Genomic DNA, 16,225 nt, shown 5'->3' on the forward strand with positions numbered 1-16,225 from the left:
TTGTAACGAACAGCATTTGCATGGGCTATTCATTAGGCAGCACGATTGTGTCGTAGTTGAAGTCTCGAGGCCGCTGACCGGTTGCCTTGATTGCTTCTTCGACGGCTCTATCGAGCATGAGCAGGTACTTTTTAACGATCTCGCTCCCCCGCCCCTTTTTCATCTCTTCTTTTCTCAGAAAGAGTTCCTGGATCTCCTTAAGTGCACTCACAGCCGTTGCTGATTGCTGCAGCGCAATCGCCAAGGATCGGTTCGGCACGTCAACATAGTTGACTGAATCGAAAGCCTTATGAAGCTGGGTCAGATGCGCCAAGATCAGCCGGGGGCCGCCGAATCCTCCCTCGAACTGCGCCAGCATCAGTGTCGCTGGAAATCGCGCATAGGAAATCAGCTCTATGAGGGACTGTGTGACCTCCCGTCTCCTGACTCTGGCGTGCCAAAGGGGGATCAGTCCCGCGGCGATGATGGCTGCGATGCTGCCGATCGCTTGCACCCACGCCGGCCAGTCAAGCGCTAACGTGGCGGATTTGGGACTCGGCTTGCTCATGAGTGCCCAAGTCAAGACGGCTCCTGCGGCAAAGGTCATCACAGCGACCACCGCCCAATCTCTGTCAGTTCTTCCCTGCTTCATGGCGTTCCTCCTCCGGCGTGCTGGTTTCTACCGTTCGTACGGGGCCTGTCGCGCCGTGCTCTCGGGCGCGGTCGAGGATGAACTTTGGGGGGGGGGCGTGTACGTCCTCCAAGTCTTTCGGGGAAAGAAGCCTTGATCGAATGGATGGCCTCAAGTCTTAGATTTCCTGCTATTGGATTCTTGTGTCGGCTCGCCCACTCTTCTGGGCGCGGTGCGGCGTGGCTTGCTTTGCCTGCTTGGCGTTGCCGTGTTCGCTCTCCCTTGTCGGAGTGCCTCGGTAACTTGCCGAGTGGTTTCCTTCAGTGACGTCAGCTGCGCCTCCAAGCCATCAGCCCGCGCGTTCACGCCTTCCAGTCGGCGCAATGCCTGTTGCTCGCGGTTGGCAGCAGCAATGGCTTGTTGCTCGCTCTCTCGCAATGAGGTGGCCAAGGCCATGCGCTCCCGCCCCCACTCCTGCTCGGCTGACCGCAACGCCTGGCGATGCCGGTCAACCTCCGTATGGGCACGATCCTCCACTGCCCTGACGTGCGCCTGGAGCGCCCTCCTCTCTTCTTCGTGAGCGGCCGCGGCCTCGCCCAGACTGCGGCGTACGGCATCCAGTTCCTGCTCGAGTCGCTCCGCCCGTCCATAGGCTCCATCGCGTTGGCGCAGCAGGTCTTGTACTTGTGCCGTCATCTGGGAGACCTGTGCCGCCAACTGCTCCGCGGTGGTGGCGGCGGCCTGAGTCTGGACCTGAGCCTCCCTTTCGCGCTTCTGGCTGGCCTCAATCGCCAGCGTCAGGGCCACCCGGTCCTCCTCCAGCAGGCGCTCGCGTTCCTCCAGTGCGTGCCTGGTCGACTCCAGCTGGGTCTGAGCGAGCTCGCCGGCATCCTGCAGCGCGGCCTGCCACAAACGCTGGCTCAGGTGAGCTACCCGCTCTGGGATGCCTGGAACCGCCGCCTCAATGGCGCGCTGGCGCAGGCGAAAGCCTACGGTCTGCCACCAGGTCTCCAGCCAACGCGTGACGGTGTTGGGCGAGCCGGTGCCCAAGTGGGCTCGGATTCGCTCGACGGTGGGACGTTCGCCGGCGGCGATGATGTCGTCCGCTGCCTGGTGCACATCCAGTTCGCTGATGCCCTTGGCCATTGGGTGTCCTTCTGCGGAACGGTGAGAATTGGCAGGCCATGTCTGATAAGGCATATTTATCAGATGTAGCTCAACCTAATCATAGTGCACAATACATAGTACATATGAATAATATCACTGCTGCGTCAGGGGAACTCGTTTCGGGGCTGGTTCCGGAGCGGCTGGCCACTTCCGCCGCAGAAGCGGTGCGAGACATCCTGCAGGAGGCCGAAGCGCCTAACACCATTCGCAGCTACGCCGGCGCCCTGCGCTATTGGGCGGGCTGGTTCGAAGGGCGCTATGGCAGGCCCATCGCCCTACCCGTCCCCCCGGCGGCAGTGGTTCAGTTCATCGTGGATCACATGGGGCGCTCAGGCGATTTGGGGCTTCGTTGGGATCTGCCTGCAGACTTGGATAGTGCCTTGGTGCATGCGGGCCTGAAGAAGAAGCCTGGGCCGCTGGCGTTCTCCAGCCTGGTCCACCGGGTGGCGGTCTTGTCGGCGGCCCACAAGCAGGCCCGCCAAGACAACCCTTGCGAGGATCGCGCCGTGAGGACCCTACTGTCCAAGGGGCGCAGGGCTTCTCACAAACGAGGCGAGCGCCCGGCCAAGAAGACCGCGCTGTCAGCCGCAGATCTGCGCGCAATGGCGGCCACCTGCGACACCTCGCTCAAGGGGAAGCGCGATCGCGCCCTGCTCTACTTTGCCTTTGCTAGCGGCGGGCGCCGCCGCAGCGAAGTCGCCGAGGCGACGGTGAATCACCTCACCCGACTGCCCGAAGGCGGCTACACCTATCGCTTGGATCACGGAAAAACCTTGCAGTCCGGGCCAGTGGTTGGCAGCAGCCCCGACAAGCCCATCCTGGGAGAGGCAGCCACCGCACTGCAGGACTGGCTGGACGTGGCCGAGATTACCGACGGCCCCCTGTTCCGGCGCGTCTGGCCACGGTCATTGGGCGGCGCGCTCAGCGGCAAGGCGGTCGCCGCCATCGTTAAGGACCGGGCGCGGTTGGCCGGTCTGGACGGGGACTTTGCCGGCCACAGCCTGCGCTCGGGCTTTGTTACCGAAGGTGCGCGGCGTGGGGTGGCCCTGCCGGCGCTGATGGCGATGACCGATCACCGCTCCGTGGCCAGCGTGATCGGATATTTCCAGCAGGGCGGCGTCGGCAGCAACCCCGCCGCGCGCCTGATGGATGAGGACTGAGCCTCCGGCCCGAGCTGCCAGCAGTGCGCGTTGAATGTGCCCCGCTCGGGCCCTATCCTGCACAAGACGCGCACCATCCACGGCAGGAATCAGGGGGCAGCATGAAGCTAGTCAAGGCACGGATCCGAAACTTCCGTTCTGCAGAGGATTCCGGAACGTTCGATGTCGGAGAGCTGACCTGCTTGGTCGGTAAGAACGAGGCGGGCAAGACTGCAATTCTGACGGCGTTGTTTGGTACCCGTCCCATCGCCGACCAGTTTGCTTACGACACGGTGCGCGATTACCCCCGCCGCTTCCTCACGCGGTATGAGGAACGCCACGACGACGAACCCGCACCGGTTGCCACCCTGACCTGGGAGCTCAGCCACGAAGACCAAAAGGCGGTCGCCGACGTCCTGGGTGCCGGCGCGTTAAGTAGTACGACCGTTGACGTAACGACAGATTACAGTGGCCACAGCACTTGGAGCATTCACGTCGATCCCAACGTGGTGCGCGCGTTTCTGCTCGACCAGCACGGTGTGGCAGGCGAAGAGCGGGAGAAGTTTTCCAAGATATTGCTGGATCGACTCGTGGTCGAGATAGATGCGCACCCCGAGCCGTCTGACCAATTGCAGGCGGTCAAGCGGTCCATCAGCGGCTTCCGCAAGGGGAAACCAGTGCTGGCGGCCATCGATATCCTGCAGAAAAGGATGCCGGCGTTCTTCTATACCTCTCACTTTGATCGCATGTCCGGGGAGATATCGCTGGACAAGCTGTCTCGTGACACCCAAAGCGGCGCGACGATCTCCCCGGGTGACCAGATTTTCCTCGACTTCCTCGAGTACGCCGGGACGTCGGTCAGCGAATTGCAGTCCAGCACACGCCTGGAAGAGCTCAACGCACGTTGCCAAGCCGCCTCCAATGAAATTACCGATGAGATCTTCGAGTTTTGGAGTCAGAACGACGCGCTCAGTGTAGAGATAGCGCTTGCCCAAGGCCTCTCCGAGGATCCCGCCCCCTTCAATAGCGGGACTGTTGCCAAAATCCGCATTCGGAATGACAACCACAAGGTTTCGGTGCCCCTGTCTGAGCGCAGCGCCGGATTCGTCTGGTTCTTCTCCTTCCTGTCGCAGTTCAAGCAGATGCGAAAGAGGAACCCCGGTGCGATCATCCTTCTGGATGAGCCTGGATTGACGCTACATGGAAAGGCGCAAGCTGATCTGCTCCGCTACATCATTGAGCGTCTACTCCCCGACCACCAGGTCATCTACAGCACCCACTCGCCCTTTATGGTGCCGGCCGATCGTCTTGCGGACGTTCGCGTCGTCGAGGACGTTGTCACCTACGACCAGCGTCGCCGCCCCACCGTTAAGGGCACACAGGTCTCCGCGGACGTCCTGAGCGTCGATCAGGACACGCTGTTCCCCCTTCAGGCCCATCTCGGTTACGAGGTTACCCAAAGCCTGTTTGTGGGAGCGCATACCCTGTTGGTCGAAGGACCTTCGGATGTGCTCTATCTTCAGGCGGCATCGCACGCGCTCAAGCAACGCAAGCGCCAAGGCTTGGACAGCCGGTGGGTGATCTGCCCCACAGGCGGCATAGACAAAGTGCAATCGTTCGCCTCGCTCTTCTCTGGCAAGGGCATCCACATGGTCGCCTTGTGTGACTACGGCAATGGCGATAAAGGCAAGGTGCAGCGGCTGAGGGAGTCTCAGATCATGAAGACTTCCGGCGTCTTGGTAGCCACGGATTTCACCGGAAAGGCGGAGAGCGACATTGAGGACTTCTTCGCACCCGCCGTCTTCGCCGACATCCTCAACGGTGCCTACGGTCTGAAGGGAAAAGGGCAAATTTCCGCCCGGCAGTTCAGCCAAGACGGTGCCCTGACGCGCCAGGTCAAACAGGCCGAAGCACTGTTTAATGTCATGGGGGCTTCCGTTCCGCCCCTGGATCATTTCACTCCCGCCAACTGGCTCATCCAGAATCAGCACGTGCTGGCCGCGGAAACTACGGCCATCAATGAAACGCTGGAGCGCTTTGAGAAGGCCTTCGCTGAGATCAATGCGGCGCTAGGGGCCGGTGCGTAGATGAACCTCTGCCAGAGCTCCGCAATGGCAGCGGGTTCCTCTCCCGGCGCGCACTCATCGGAGGGCAGGACTCGGCTGCCTGACTCCCGCGCCATGAAATCGGCCTCTAACAGTGCGCCCTTTCCCTGCCATGCTGGCCCTGCGAATGCCGGGTCCGCAGAGGGCGCTTTAGACGCGCCAAGCCCAGTCTGATCCGTGAATGCGGCGACCACCCTGCCGGTTCCAGCGGAACGCCTCCCACATCAGAGTCGGCGGCGTTCCACCGTACTTCAACTCATCAGCCAACCGGATGAACACCTCATCGGTAATCCAGGTTGACGGGGCAAGGTCCAGGTCCGTGAGCTTGGCCGCATGATTGGCCGCGCGTCCAACCCAGACGATGTCGTTGCCGCCTCGAATACCCGTGCGAGCAGCTCGGATTGGGCTGCTGTCGATTCCGACGACATGCCTCACGGTACCTGTCCAGTCGGGGTACTGCTGTTTCAACGCTGGCATGACGATCATCTTGACCGCATAGTTGATTTTCAACCCGGCCTTAGCCGCCGGCGTGGCTTGCCGGTCACCCACCCAGATGCCCATGACACGATCTCCGTCGTAGGAGGTGATCTTGCCGCCCTCTTTCCTGATGATCGTCGCTGCACAGTGCAGGAACGCTTTGTAGATCTCTGCACTCAACTGCCAGGCTTCGGTGTCGACCATATTCGTTGAGCCGTTCAGGTCCGCGTACAAAACAGTGGCACGATCAAACTCCACTGCGTCATTGCCCAATCGCACATCTTCTGGATCGGGTACAACTTGACCTCTCCGTGTAGACCATCGGGTTTGTGCTATCGCCTGCACGGCGGCCGTCATCTCTTCCAGCAGTGCCACCGTCAGTCCCTCGGCCCAGCTTCGAGAATGCGGGAGCGAATTTGTTCGCATGCCGGTGCAATCAAAGCCCGGGCGTCCGGGCCAGGGGTGTATCGGTAGGGGACGGTCGTGAGCCCCGTGAGATCACTGGGAAGCTTCAGCTTGTCTTCGCGCGGCTCCATCAAGAAGGCGCGCCGACGCCCCAGGAATCCAATGAACATACCCAGTTCAAAGACGACGTTGTCGCGCATGACAGGCCACTCGTCACCGCGGCTGATGACCATGTCATCCGCGTGGGCCACGGCAATGGCAAAGTCTGCCTGTTCCAGCTGGCGCTCGAGCTCGTCAAGTGTGTAGTTGGCGGCGCGGAACACCCCGTGGTCCCATACCACCGTCAGGAACGGGTCGTGCTCGAAGTGCTGTACCAGCAACCGCGTGACAGGGAGCGCCTCCACCGACGACATCACAAAGACCCGGACCTGTCCGCGAGGTTGGGTAATCATGTGATTGCGCTCTTTTAGACGGCGCGAAAGGGTCGCGGCCAGCCGCCGCCAGATGACGGGGTGTGAATCCGCAATCCTGCTGAAATCGATTTCCGGCACCTTTAGCACTACGGTCGGCTCGCGTGCAGTAACAGTTGCCGCCCGCAGTTGCGCCGGTTCGATGGCTGCCATTTCGCCGACGTGGTCCCCAGCCCTTCGGGTATTAACCACTTTGCCGTTGACCAGCACGTCCACGGAGCCGGAGACAATGAAGAAAACGTCGGTCTCTGGGGCGCCCTGAGTGATAAAGGCCTGCCCTGTCCCCACGTCGAGCAATTCCCCGGCCTGTGCCAGCTGGGCTGCGGCCGCGTCCAAGCCGGCCAGCAGGCGGAACTCAGCCAAGGCGGCGATCAGTCGCCTGCCATCATCCGCCGCGAGGCGCTCGACGATCCCAGTCCCCATACTGCCCCCTTGAAAGTGTGAACTGGGTCCCAATATACGCCCAAAGGAGCTGGAATGAATCCGGCTGCCAGCCACGCCGTAGGCGACGCGACCCGCCCGGCCTGGCCTCCTCTTGGGCGCAGGGAGTAGCACGATGGGACACAGCTGGAAAAAAGATCGCACCAAGAAGCGCATTGCCACCCGTTACGCCGAAGTCCGCGACGTGGACATCCGCGATTACAAGCGGGAAACCTCGCTGGTGGATATTCCAGTCAATCGCGCCTATCGCGTCCAAGGGGCGCATGTCTACATCGACATCGTCAATCTGGCGGACATGCTTAGCTGCACTGACATCGAAGGCGAAACCTGCCACAAGCGGGCCCTTCGATTCCTGAATCAGCACTACCGCGCCGTCCATCGCATCCTCGTTGAAAGTGATGCCATCCGTGTGGACTTTCACAACCAGCGGCTGCATGCGGTTGTGACCAAGCCGTACGGCGATGCCAACGAACGCGCCCGGATCGAGCGCGCGGTTGCGATCGCCCAGCTCGCCATCGATGTGCTGGCTGAAACGGGCGACTCGGACGCGCACATCCCCAATGCCCAGGTTCGTGTCGGCATTGACAGCGGGATGGCGTTGGCCGTCAACAATGGTCGTCGCGCCAGCCGAGAACCTCTTTTCTTAGGCTCCCCAGCCAATCAGGCGGCCAAGTGTGCCGGGCATGGAGGGGCTGAAGGCATCTACCTGACGCACGGCGCACGTGCCGTGCTTGAACTGCCTACCTTGACCGGCAACAAGGACCGCACCACTTCGCTGACCGATGCTCAGATTTCCGCATGCGTCGAGGCCGCTGCACTCGGCATTTCCAAGTCGCGCATCATCGAACTCTGGAAAGATGAACAGGCCGAGCTCCCTATCGGCGAATTCAAGTTCAGTCGACCGACGCCTCCGCTTTCTGATCTGGACTTCTCCCTGCTCAGCGCGGCGAACTCAAGGCGATTTGATGGCGTTTCGATCTATGCCGACATTGACGGATTCACCGACTTCGTGGACAAGCACTTAGAGGAGGATCCCGAACATCTGGTTCGAACACTGCACGTATTGCGCTCTGAGCTGGATGCGGTCGTACACGAGGATTTTGGAGGGCGTCGTGTCCGTTTTATTGGCGACTGCCTTCATGGGGTGCTGCTGGAGGGCACGTCACAGACGACAGATGCGCAGGACACGGTCAGCACCGCTGCCCAGTGCGCGGGTGCATTGCGCAGCAGTTTCTCCACTGCCCTAGAGCAACTGAGCGCCGAAGGCGCGGAAGTGGCAGAGCTGGGATTGGCCATTGGCTTCGAACTTGGCCCCCTTGCCATTTCCCGCCTGGGCATGAAGGGGAGCCTTCTGCGGTGTGCCACGGGGCGAGCGGTGTTGGAATCTGAAGCCCAACAACGACTCTGCGACGGTGTGGAGACGGCCATTGGTGAAAATGCCTACAAGGCCGCCAGCGCCGCGATACGGACCGTCTTTACCGACAAGCGAAAGGCGGCGAACCTAGACTATGCCGCAGCGGTGGAGGAACTCGCCGCATCCGGGGACCGCGTGGCGAAGGCAACACTGGAGGCACACTACGCTGAAGTGGCACCCGCAGTGGCTCCTGCGCTCGCGCAGCCGATCCGTCCTCATGTGGCCGCGACGTGACGCCAAGGCCTTTGGAGCTGCTGCAGCGCGTGGCACCGGACTACGGTGCCACGTTGATCGTAGACCCTGTCGGGGGGCTGGTTGGGATCACAGTGGTTCGGGCCGGCGGAGCCGAGTACGCATTTAGATTGCTCGTCTCCGTTGCAGGCGAGCACGTCTCAGTGCGCGAGATCGCCGACCCCGGCATGCTGCCGGGGTTCTGTCCCGATCGGCATATCAACGGTGACCGTAGCTTCTGCCTCGGCTGGGGAGAAGACAATCCGAGCCGGATCCAAGACGAAGCAGCAGCGAGGCATTGGTGGGCCACGGTCTACCAGTACCTGACCTACCAGATCGGCGCGAACGCCCGCCGGGTCTTTCCTGGAGCGGAGAACGGCCGCGCGCACGGTCGTGCTGCGCAGCATCAGGCCAATGCTGAGCAGGCAGCCGAACGACTGGGTCCGGCATTCAAGGCAGATGTGCTCGCGGGGCAGTTCATGGTCCGCAAGGATTCGCGCCCTCAGAAGCGGAGGCTCGAGCTCTGGCACGGCAAACTACTCCTTGCTCGGGTGTCGACGCGCACTGAAACCTTGGTCGGGAGACCCCCAGTCTGCCCATGTGGCCGCGATCCTGACGGTGCGATCACTGCATGTGGCGACCACGCTGCGGCCCTGGTCACTTTCATCTTGGAACAGCACCGATGTGCGCTGGCCGACACAGCTTTCCTTGAGGATTGTGCGGCTGCAGGAGCGCGCTGCTGCGGAACGCTGGACATCTGCGGTCTTCGATCTGCCATCAAACGAACACAAACCGTATCCCTCAAGACAGAGAACTCACCCCGTGCAAGAACCTCAAAATTCTGGCGGCCACCCGCCAAATCAAAGCGACCGCGTTAGTGCCGCTTGGCAGCAGCTGAATTTGGTCTTGGGCTTCTTCTCCCGTGTAGACACAAAACTCTCGGTCGGCCTGGGTATCAACCTGGGCATGCTTGCCATGATCGCGACGCGGCTGCCGAAACTTGATGAACTAACGGCCCTGATCTCGGTTGTGGGCGTTTTGTTCCTTACACCGCTTACTGTTAGCTTCTGGCACCTGTGGTACGGATATTTTCCGGAACTGCGAGGCGGGTCAAATTCGCTCATCTTCTTTGAACGGGTGTCGAGCATGGCCGAGCACGAGTTCTTGCAGAAGTGCGCGGAGCGTACGCTGATGGAGTTCGAGGAAGACCTCCTGGGTCAATGTTGGCGCAATTCCAAGATTCTCTCGTCAAAATTCAGCTGTTTGAAGTACGCGTACATTGCCACTGTTCTGGCAATCGCCCCATGGATGGCACTCATCGTTGTGCTGCCTCCGCCGGCAAAGTGACACACAAGTGGCTTCTGCTCATCCAGTTGTTGAGCCGGAGCCCCGGGCAGCGCTGACAGGGCCGGGCCTTCCGGCCCAAGTCGGCCCAAGGTGAGAAACGGTGCTGGCCATTGCCGGAGTTTGGCCATCGGCTATCACACGCACGTCGCAGTTAGCTCCCTTTCGGAAGGGGATGCCAGCCTAGACGTGCAGCAAACTCACGACGATAGACGGTGTCAATCTGGGGCGGGGCTCGCCGGACGTACTCTTCTGCGAGCGTCGCAGTTTGCCCTGAGAGGCTTGCGAGGTAGGCAACTGCTTCTTCCACTGATGGGACGCGTTGATTTTCCCCGTTGAACTTCGGTGGCAGCGCCGTCCATAGCACAGTGGTAATCCCGCGAGCAGCGGCCCAGTCAGCGAGCCCAGGAATACTCGCCGGTGCTGGACAGCCATGTGTCCAGACCCCCAAGTGTCGCTCCATGTTCTTTGAGGGAATGGCTTCCCGCTCACGCAAGGCTCGCTTGGCGTCGCCCTCGTCGTCGGTACCAGCCTCAACCCAGAAGGAGGTGACAGCAGACGCGGCCGCATGCATGACCAACGTAAGCCGTCCATTGCCGGATTGCCTTAAAAACTCTACGCAAACCGTTGGCCCGTCTGCCAGCCACTGTCCACGAACCGGTAGACCGTCGGGTTGCCATACCAGCGACCCCCAACCAAGATAGGCAATCATCTTGAGCCTCTACTCGACTGCGACAGCCGTGCCGCCCACCACAAGCGGCTCATTTCGTAATCGGTCGAGCCTTTAGTCTCTGCGCTCACCATCCTGGATGCCTCCTCGTCTCAACAAGACTCTGTATTGATAGCGCTACCGCGCCATCTGCCGCGATGTTGCGCTGCAGGGTCCGACGCCGGGCGAGAAGAAGCGCGAAGACGGAGCATGCTGCTGATTGCGGACTACCCGCAAGAGCGGGTGACGCATGCCTGGGAGATAGTCGAACCCGCTGTCTTCAAGCTCAAGTACGAGGCGGGAGAGAACCTCATGCTGCAGGAGCAAGCGGCGTCGCGACGATGCAATCCGAACACCCCGGCACCCTGTGAAAGGAAGCACGAAATGGCTGAAGTACCAGAACAGCTCTTCGGCAATAAGCTGGATGGGACTATCCTGCCCCACCAGTAGCAGGCAATCGTGCAGTGCACGCCCCAAGGCAAAGCAGTCATGCCGTCTGCCCTGCTCATGGGCGACCCTCAACATCACCACTAGTGCCGCCAGGCTATCCAGAGTGCCCAGCCCGCACAAGCCCTCGGTGATCTCTCGTAACCGACGGTCTCGGCGGACAAACATGCCGGCTCGCAAGCTCGCTCCGCTGAACACTTCCAGTTGCACAGGTGCACTGAGCGACATGAGTATTGATTCTCCACAACCGCCAAGTGCCTCGTGGACATTCAGAGCGGCCCAGACCGGTGAACATAGAACCATGCGGGAGCCGGGATAGCGCGCCTCGGCTGCTGCCTGCGTCGCCTGGGACGGGACGTGTTCCGCATGGGCATATTTCACCCACACATTGGAGTGGCAGCCGGGACGCTCCGGGGATATCGACTGTCCGAGCGCGTATGCGCTGGATAGGCCCATTCGGCTTCGCAAGCATTCAAACCACAATCCGACACTGAGTGATCGCAGGCAGTACGGCACGGCTCGGTTGGCGGGAAGTATGCTCGTGCTTGCACGCATGCGGGCAAGTCGCGCCTCGCCGTAAAAGGGTATCTCTTTGAGCGCCATGGCCGTGCCCCTCCCCATTCACCTTTGATGGGTAACGAAACGCGAGTTTGTTACTCCTTCCACCATCCGTATTAGAGGGGCAGAATCAGGAGGACACAAGCGACGGGGTGTGACCACGCCATGACGGAGCGGACCAACGAATCAATCCTGGCCCCGGAACGCCGTGAGATCGAAAGAGAATTGACCTTTCATTTCGGGCCTCTCATCGGCTATGAAAACTTGCCGCGAGCTCTTGGCTATCGCTCCAGCCACGCGCTCCGCCAAGCAGAGGCACGCGGAACCTTGCCCGTGAAGATATTCAAAGTGCCCGGCCGCCGCGGCAAATTTGCCTTTGCGATGGACATCGCCGACTGGATGGTTGGGCTGAGGGCCGCAATCAGTCCGCCGGCAGTATCTGGCACCCCGCAAGATGAAGCGGCTGCTCTGAAGCCCAACCAGGAATGACGCCCCACAACCCAAACTCAAGGGGCCGGGCTTGTAGCGTTTCAAGAACAGACTCAAGACGTCCCCGAAGATGCGCTCGCCGAGCGCCGAGGAGAGTACCAAGAGCCGGAAACTAACATCTCCGAACCCTGGAAATGACTTGCCCCCGTTGGCGCGGGGGCAAGTGACATCTGTTGGAGCAGATGGTGGTGAAACTCAGCCTGTACCCTGAGGCTCACCCTTTTCCTTGACAAAGTCAAGCGACTTCCCGTTCGCGCGGAGGGGTGCGCCCATTTCCTCCCCATCTCATATGGCGGAGGCGAACCTGAATGGGCACCTTGTTCCAATCTCGAGACCGGGCAGACGTTCGCAAGCCGACGGCTGAGGAGCAGGATGATGACCGCAGGAAAAAGCGCGACCGCCAAACCGACGGACGAAGACCGCCGTGAGGGGCATCTGCCCCATTCCCCTCTCGAGCTAGCACGCGGCAAGCGCGACCGCCGCGAAATCTTTGTATTTCAGTCCCCGAAGAATGGGCGGACCGTAACGGTGGCCGACCTGGTCAACTTTTGCCAGGCGCTGATGCTCGAATTTGACCCCCAGGTGGAGATGTATGTTGAGAGGCCGCGTCGAATCACGGTAGGCGAGAAGCGCGACCTTGAGTTGAGCTTCTGGGTCGGGCGGAGGGATGGCACCCAGCACTACCAGTTTGTAATCCCTACAAAACGGGTGGCTTCACTGAGCGTTGGCTTAGTCAAGCTTCCCGCAGATGACGAGCTCATCCACATGGCCTTGAATCAAGGGCTCGTATTGCGACTTGTCCACGAAAACTCTCTGGCATCTCGCGCCAGCGAGGTCGCTGTTGCCTACGAACTACTTCCGCTTGTCTGGGCCAATGCAAAGATCGCGGGGGCCAGGCAGTTGGAAGTGAGGATTGAGGACATGCTCCAGAACGTTGAGCGCCTCACCATGAGCGCATTACAACTGCAGACGGGCCAGGCCCGGTTCGCAGTGGCTTGCGCAGTGGCAAGCCTCGTCTACACCGGCCGCGTACAACTCGTGGACTATCGCCCAGGGGATCCGGATGCCCTCGTGGAGGTGCGTCATGGCTAGGTACGAAATCTATGATCAGGCGACACTCGACGAGTGGTACTCCCCACATCCGGTTGATATTGCACCAGATCATCTCTCCAAGTTCCGCGTGGCCAAGGAAGCACTCACCGCCTTGCTTCTGGGCCGTTCCACCATCACCGCTATATCCCGGAGATATGGAATCTGCCACAAACGCCTGAAGCGCATGGCAATGAAAGCGCCCACGATAGCCCACGATGGCATGCCGCACGGATTTCGCGTATGCATTCCATGGGGCAGTTACTCGACTGAGCTTTCCTTCGAACCCGCGGAATTGCCGCTGGTTCCAGGAAGATTTGCGTGGCACAAAGTCTCCGAAGCTGTGCCAAGTGTTAAAGCCTTGATCGATGGCTTTGCAACCCATCTGCCGCCGGGCCGCCCTCCAAGCGCGTTCGTAAAATTGCACCAACGAGTCCTTGCGGAGCTGAAGCAGCACAACCTGGAGGACAAATTCCCCCTGAACGATCCTGGCAAGGGGAAGCGCTCGCTGCTTGCTTTGCTCAAGCGGCGGCAGTCGGCAGTAGCCGACGTGGACCTTTATGAACCTCAATCGGCATCGAACGCTCCTGTCGCTTTGGAGCAAGCAGTACGGATGGGCCTGTTCGCCAGAACGGAGTTTGACGCGCACCAAATCGATGTTGAATGCAAGATCTCCATCGATATGCCCAATGGCGCGCGTGTTACGCGCAAAGTGTCACGGCTATGGCTTCTCATCGAAATAGAGACTGAATCCAGGGCGGTAACGGGATGGCTTCTCTGTGTCGGCCAGAGCTATGACAATCTTGATGTAGCGCTCTGCTTGTCCAAGTCAATGGAACCCTGGGCTCCCAGGGACCTGACGATCCCGGACCTCTTCTACGCACCTGGCGCTGGAATGCCCGTCTATCAGGCAGCAACGCCGATAGTCACGCGCTCGACCGCTGTCGCACTGGACAACTTCCTTGCGCACTCGGCCCATGCACTCGAAGCAGCATTCTGCAGGGCTCGGGGAGGTGTGATGATCTTCGGAAAGTCGCACACACCGCGCTCACGACCCATTGTAGAGCAATTCTTCTCGCGCTTGGAACGTGGTGCGCTGCGTAAGATCCCCGGCGGTTTTGAGCCCGCCAAACGGCTGGGGGAAAACAAGATCAGGATCAGCAACTTCTCTCCGGATGCCCATCCCATCCAGATGCACCTTCTCGAGGAGCTCCTGGACGTCATCATAGCCAACTACAACGCGACGCCTCACTCCGCACTCGGACAGATGACGCCGCTAGCGTATCTCACGAATCGCAAAGAGTCAGCGTTTGCGTTTGCGCCGGAAACCTGTGGCCTGGATGCTGCAGATATGGCTTCGACAATCGTAAGCCTGCCCGTAAAAGGCAACAAGGATAATGGGGAGTTGCCCCATGTCACCTACTTGTATGCGGACTACCGATCCCCTTCCCTTAACGATAAATGGGGACTGATTGGCACCAGGATTCTTGCGCGCGTGAATAGGCGCGATCTTCGTTCAATCGTGCTACTTCAAAGTGCCACCGTGCCATTCGGAGTGGCTACCGCGCGAGCGCCTTGGTCGCGCGCGCCGCATGACGAGAGGACGCGAAGGATCATCTGTCGTTGGTCCAAACAGCGCAGTGATTTCTCAATCGCTGGCGTGGAGTGTGCAATTGAAGCCTTCATAGCGCATCTTCGATCTACTGCAGACACGTCCCAACCCGCAGTCGACCAACTTGCGCGCTTGCAGCAGTTGCACTTCGGCCGTCTGCCCGACATTCGGTCCCAGCCAGCTCACATCCCGGTAAGAGTCCCCCGGGGAGGCAAGGTGAATCTTGATGACTAGATCGGACCTTGCGGAGGCCATCATGGCCGTCCGTCGCCTTGACCCCGACCATCCACTTTTCATTGAGTCTGGCTACCGTATCAACACGAAGCCTGTCGAACGCATGGCGGATTTCGTTCTGTACAACATTCAGCAGGGTCATCATGGGTGCTCTCTTTATTCAGAGAGCGGGGTTGGCAAATCCACGGCGCAAGACTATCTAGTCGAAACCGACTGGCGCTGGCTCGTGGAGGACGGACGCCGCGCAGGTGTGGCCAGGGCAATCGTCGCAACCTCAGATGCATGCAGGAGCCCGCTGAGCTTCTGGCACGCGCTTTCACATCAACTGGGAATGCCGCGCTGGTCATCGGCCAGGCCTCACGAGCTGAGGGCACGAATACACAATCACATGCGCGCCGCGTGTGGGCACGCCGACGTACGCAGGTACGTATTGTTCATCGACAGTGCTCAACGGCTCACCAATCTTGAGTTTCAGTGCTTAGAAGATCTTGATAACTTGATGAGCAAGGACAAGCTTACTCTCTTTTTGGTCTTTGTGTACCAAAGTGACCAGCAGGGCATCGAGCTTGGCGACATGTGGCAGCACCATCCGTCACATGTTGTTCGCCGGTGGTTTCTGGACTCAGCCCCATTTCTTCCTCTTGCGGCGCGAGATGAGGTCAGGCATGCCCTGTCGCGCTACGACGGCGCAGCATGGTGGCCGACAGAGGACATGCCATTTTCTAGATACTTCGCCACCGACGCATTTGATCGCGGATGGCGGCTGGAATCTGAAACGGAGATGATTTGCGATGCTGTGTCCGCCCTCCGGAGGGAGGTGGGACTTCCCGAACATAGTGGCTGGCCGATGTGCTCCTTCACATCGACCGTGCGGAATCTGCTAACGAACGCTTGGTTTCAGCAGAGTTTCGAACGCTTCACTCCATCTGACGTCCGTGCTGCGCTTGTGCATGTCGGGTACCTGCGAACCGAGTTCATTCGCATGCGCGAGAAGATGTCCGACAAGGCAATCGCCATCATTGAGAAGATACAGAATACGGCAAACCAGGTAGGGGGAAGCAATGAATAGCTCTCGCGCCGTAAATCCTTCTACGCCTCGGATTGTCGGCGCAGAGCATGAGTTCTATCCATACATATCGGGCTACGGCGTGCTGCAGCGGATCGTTGCACTGGGCATGCCAACAAGTGAGCAACTCATGATCATGGGGGTGAGGCGTAAGACTGGGCGCTCCATGCTCCGCCCTTTGCTTCTGCCGGGCCGGGTGCAGGATACTTTTGCGTCAG

The 16,225-nt window shown here is 60.1% G+C and carries 14 protein-coding genes; 10 read left to right on the forward strand and 4 right to left on the reverse strand.

What is annotated here, in order from left to right:
• Positions 1–25 precede the first annotated feature (25 nt).
• Both ACZK08_RS10310 and ACZK08_RS10315 read right to left on the reverse strand, forming a co-directional pair.
• Positions 26–631: a hypothetical protein gene (locus ACZK08_RS10310; RefSeq protein WP_033836002.1), complete on the reverse strand. Its 606-nt coding sequence runs from the start codon at positions 629–631 to the stop codon at positions 26–28.
• 150 nt (positions 632–781) lie between these two features.
• Positions 782–1,756 carry a DNA-binding protein gene (locus ACZK08_RS10315; protein WP_049453653.1) on the reverse strand — a complete coding sequence of 325 codons (975 nt, stop codon included), beginning with the start codon at positions 1,754–1,756 and terminating at the stop codon, positions 782–784.
• Between the two features lie 104 nt (positions 1,757–1,860).
• Between ACZK08_RS10315 and ACZK08_RS10320 the strand changes: the two genes are divergently transcribed.
• Positions 1,861–2,937 carry a site-specific integrase gene (locus tag ACZK08_RS10320; RefSeq protein WP_049453654.1) on the forward strand — a complete coding sequence of 359 codons (1,077 nt, stop codon included), beginning with the start codon at positions 1,861–1,863 and terminating at the stop codon, positions 2,935–2,937.
• Positions 2,938–3,038: 101 nt separating this feature from the next.
• Entirely contained in the window at positions 3,039–5,003 is a 1,965-nt protein-coding gene (locus ACZK08_RS10325) for an AAA family ATPase (protein ID WP_024956865.1), read from the forward strand.
• A 168-nt stretch (positions 5,004–5,171) separates the two neighbouring features.
• On the opposite strand, the gene ACZK08_RS10330 is transcribed toward ACZK08_RS10325, so the two are convergent.
• Positions 5,172–5,873, reverse strand: coding sequence for an adenylate/guanylate cyclase domain-containing protein (locus tag ACZK08_RS10330; RefSeq protein WP_197467664.1), 702 nt, complete (start codon positions 5,871–5,873; stop codon positions 5,172–5,174).
• A gap of 2 nt (positions 5,874–5,875) precedes the next feature.
• A complete protein-coding gene (locus tag ACZK08_RS10335; protein ID WP_088428977.1) occupies positions 5,876–6,796 on the reverse strand; it encodes a TIR domain-containing protein in 921 nt (306 codons plus the stop codon).
• A 133-nt stretch (positions 6,797–6,929) separates the two neighbouring features.
• Between ACZK08_RS10335 and ACZK08_RS10340 the strand changes: the two genes are divergently transcribed.
• The 8 genes from ACZK08_RS10340 (at position 6,930) to ACZK08_RS10375 (ending at position 16,010) form a co-directional block, all read left to right on the forward strand.
• On the forward strand, positions 6,930–8,462 hold the full coding sequence (locus ACZK08_RS10340) for an adenylate/guanylate cyclase domain-containing protein (RefSeq protein WP_043033494.1): 1,533 nt from the start codon (positions 6,930–6,932) through the stop codon (positions 8,460–8,462).
• Positions 8,463–8,554: 92 nt separating this feature from the next.
• Positions 8,555–9,337, forward strand: coding sequence for an E2 domain-containing protein (locus tag ACZK08_RS10345; RefSeq protein WP_369332838.1), 783 nt, complete (start codon positions 8,555–8,557; stop codon positions 9,335–9,337).
• Positions 9,282–9,806, forward strand: a complete 525-nt coding sequence (locus ACZK08_RS10350) for a Pycsar system effector family protein (protein WP_474752781.1) — start codon at positions 9,282–9,284, stop codon at positions 9,804–9,806. The genes ACZK08_RS10345 and ACZK08_RS10350 overlap by 56 nt, the downstream gene beginning before the upstream one ends.
• Before the next feature lie 916 nt (positions 9,807–10,722).
• Positions 10,723–10,962 (forward strand): hypothetical protein, encoded by a 240-nt coding sequence (locus tag ACZK08_RS10355; RefSeq protein WP_126412177.1) that lies wholly within the window; start codon positions 10,723–10,725, stop codon positions 10,960–10,962.
• A gap of 720 nt (positions 10,963–11,682) precedes the next feature.
• Positions 11,683–12,006, forward strand: coding sequence for a hypothetical protein (locus ACZK08_RS10360; protein ID WP_024956858.1), 324 nt, complete (start codon positions 11,683–11,685; stop codon positions 12,004–12,006).
• 375 nt (positions 12,007–12,381) lie between these two features.
• Positions 12,382–13,098, forward strand: coding sequence for a hypothetical protein (locus tag ACZK08_RS10365; RefSeq protein WP_049401583.1), 717 nt, complete (start codon positions 12,382–12,384; stop codon positions 13,096–13,098).
• Positions 13,091–14,941, forward strand: coding sequence for a hypothetical protein (locus ACZK08_RS10370; protein ID WP_239515108.1), 1,851 nt, complete (start codon positions 13,091–13,093; stop codon positions 14,939–14,941). Before ACZK08_RS10365 ends, ACZK08_RS10370 begins: the two co-directional genes overlap by 8 nt.
• A 22-nt stretch (positions 14,942–14,963) precedes the next feature.
• Positions 14,964–16,010, forward strand: coding sequence for an ATP-binding protein (locus ACZK08_RS10375; protein WP_157806056.1), 1,047 nt, complete (start codon positions 14,964–14,966; stop codon positions 16,008–16,010).
• Positions 16,011–16,225 lie beyond the last annotated feature (215 nt).

This window comes from Stenotrophomonas sp. 112478_Sma (genome assembly GCF_056479905.1).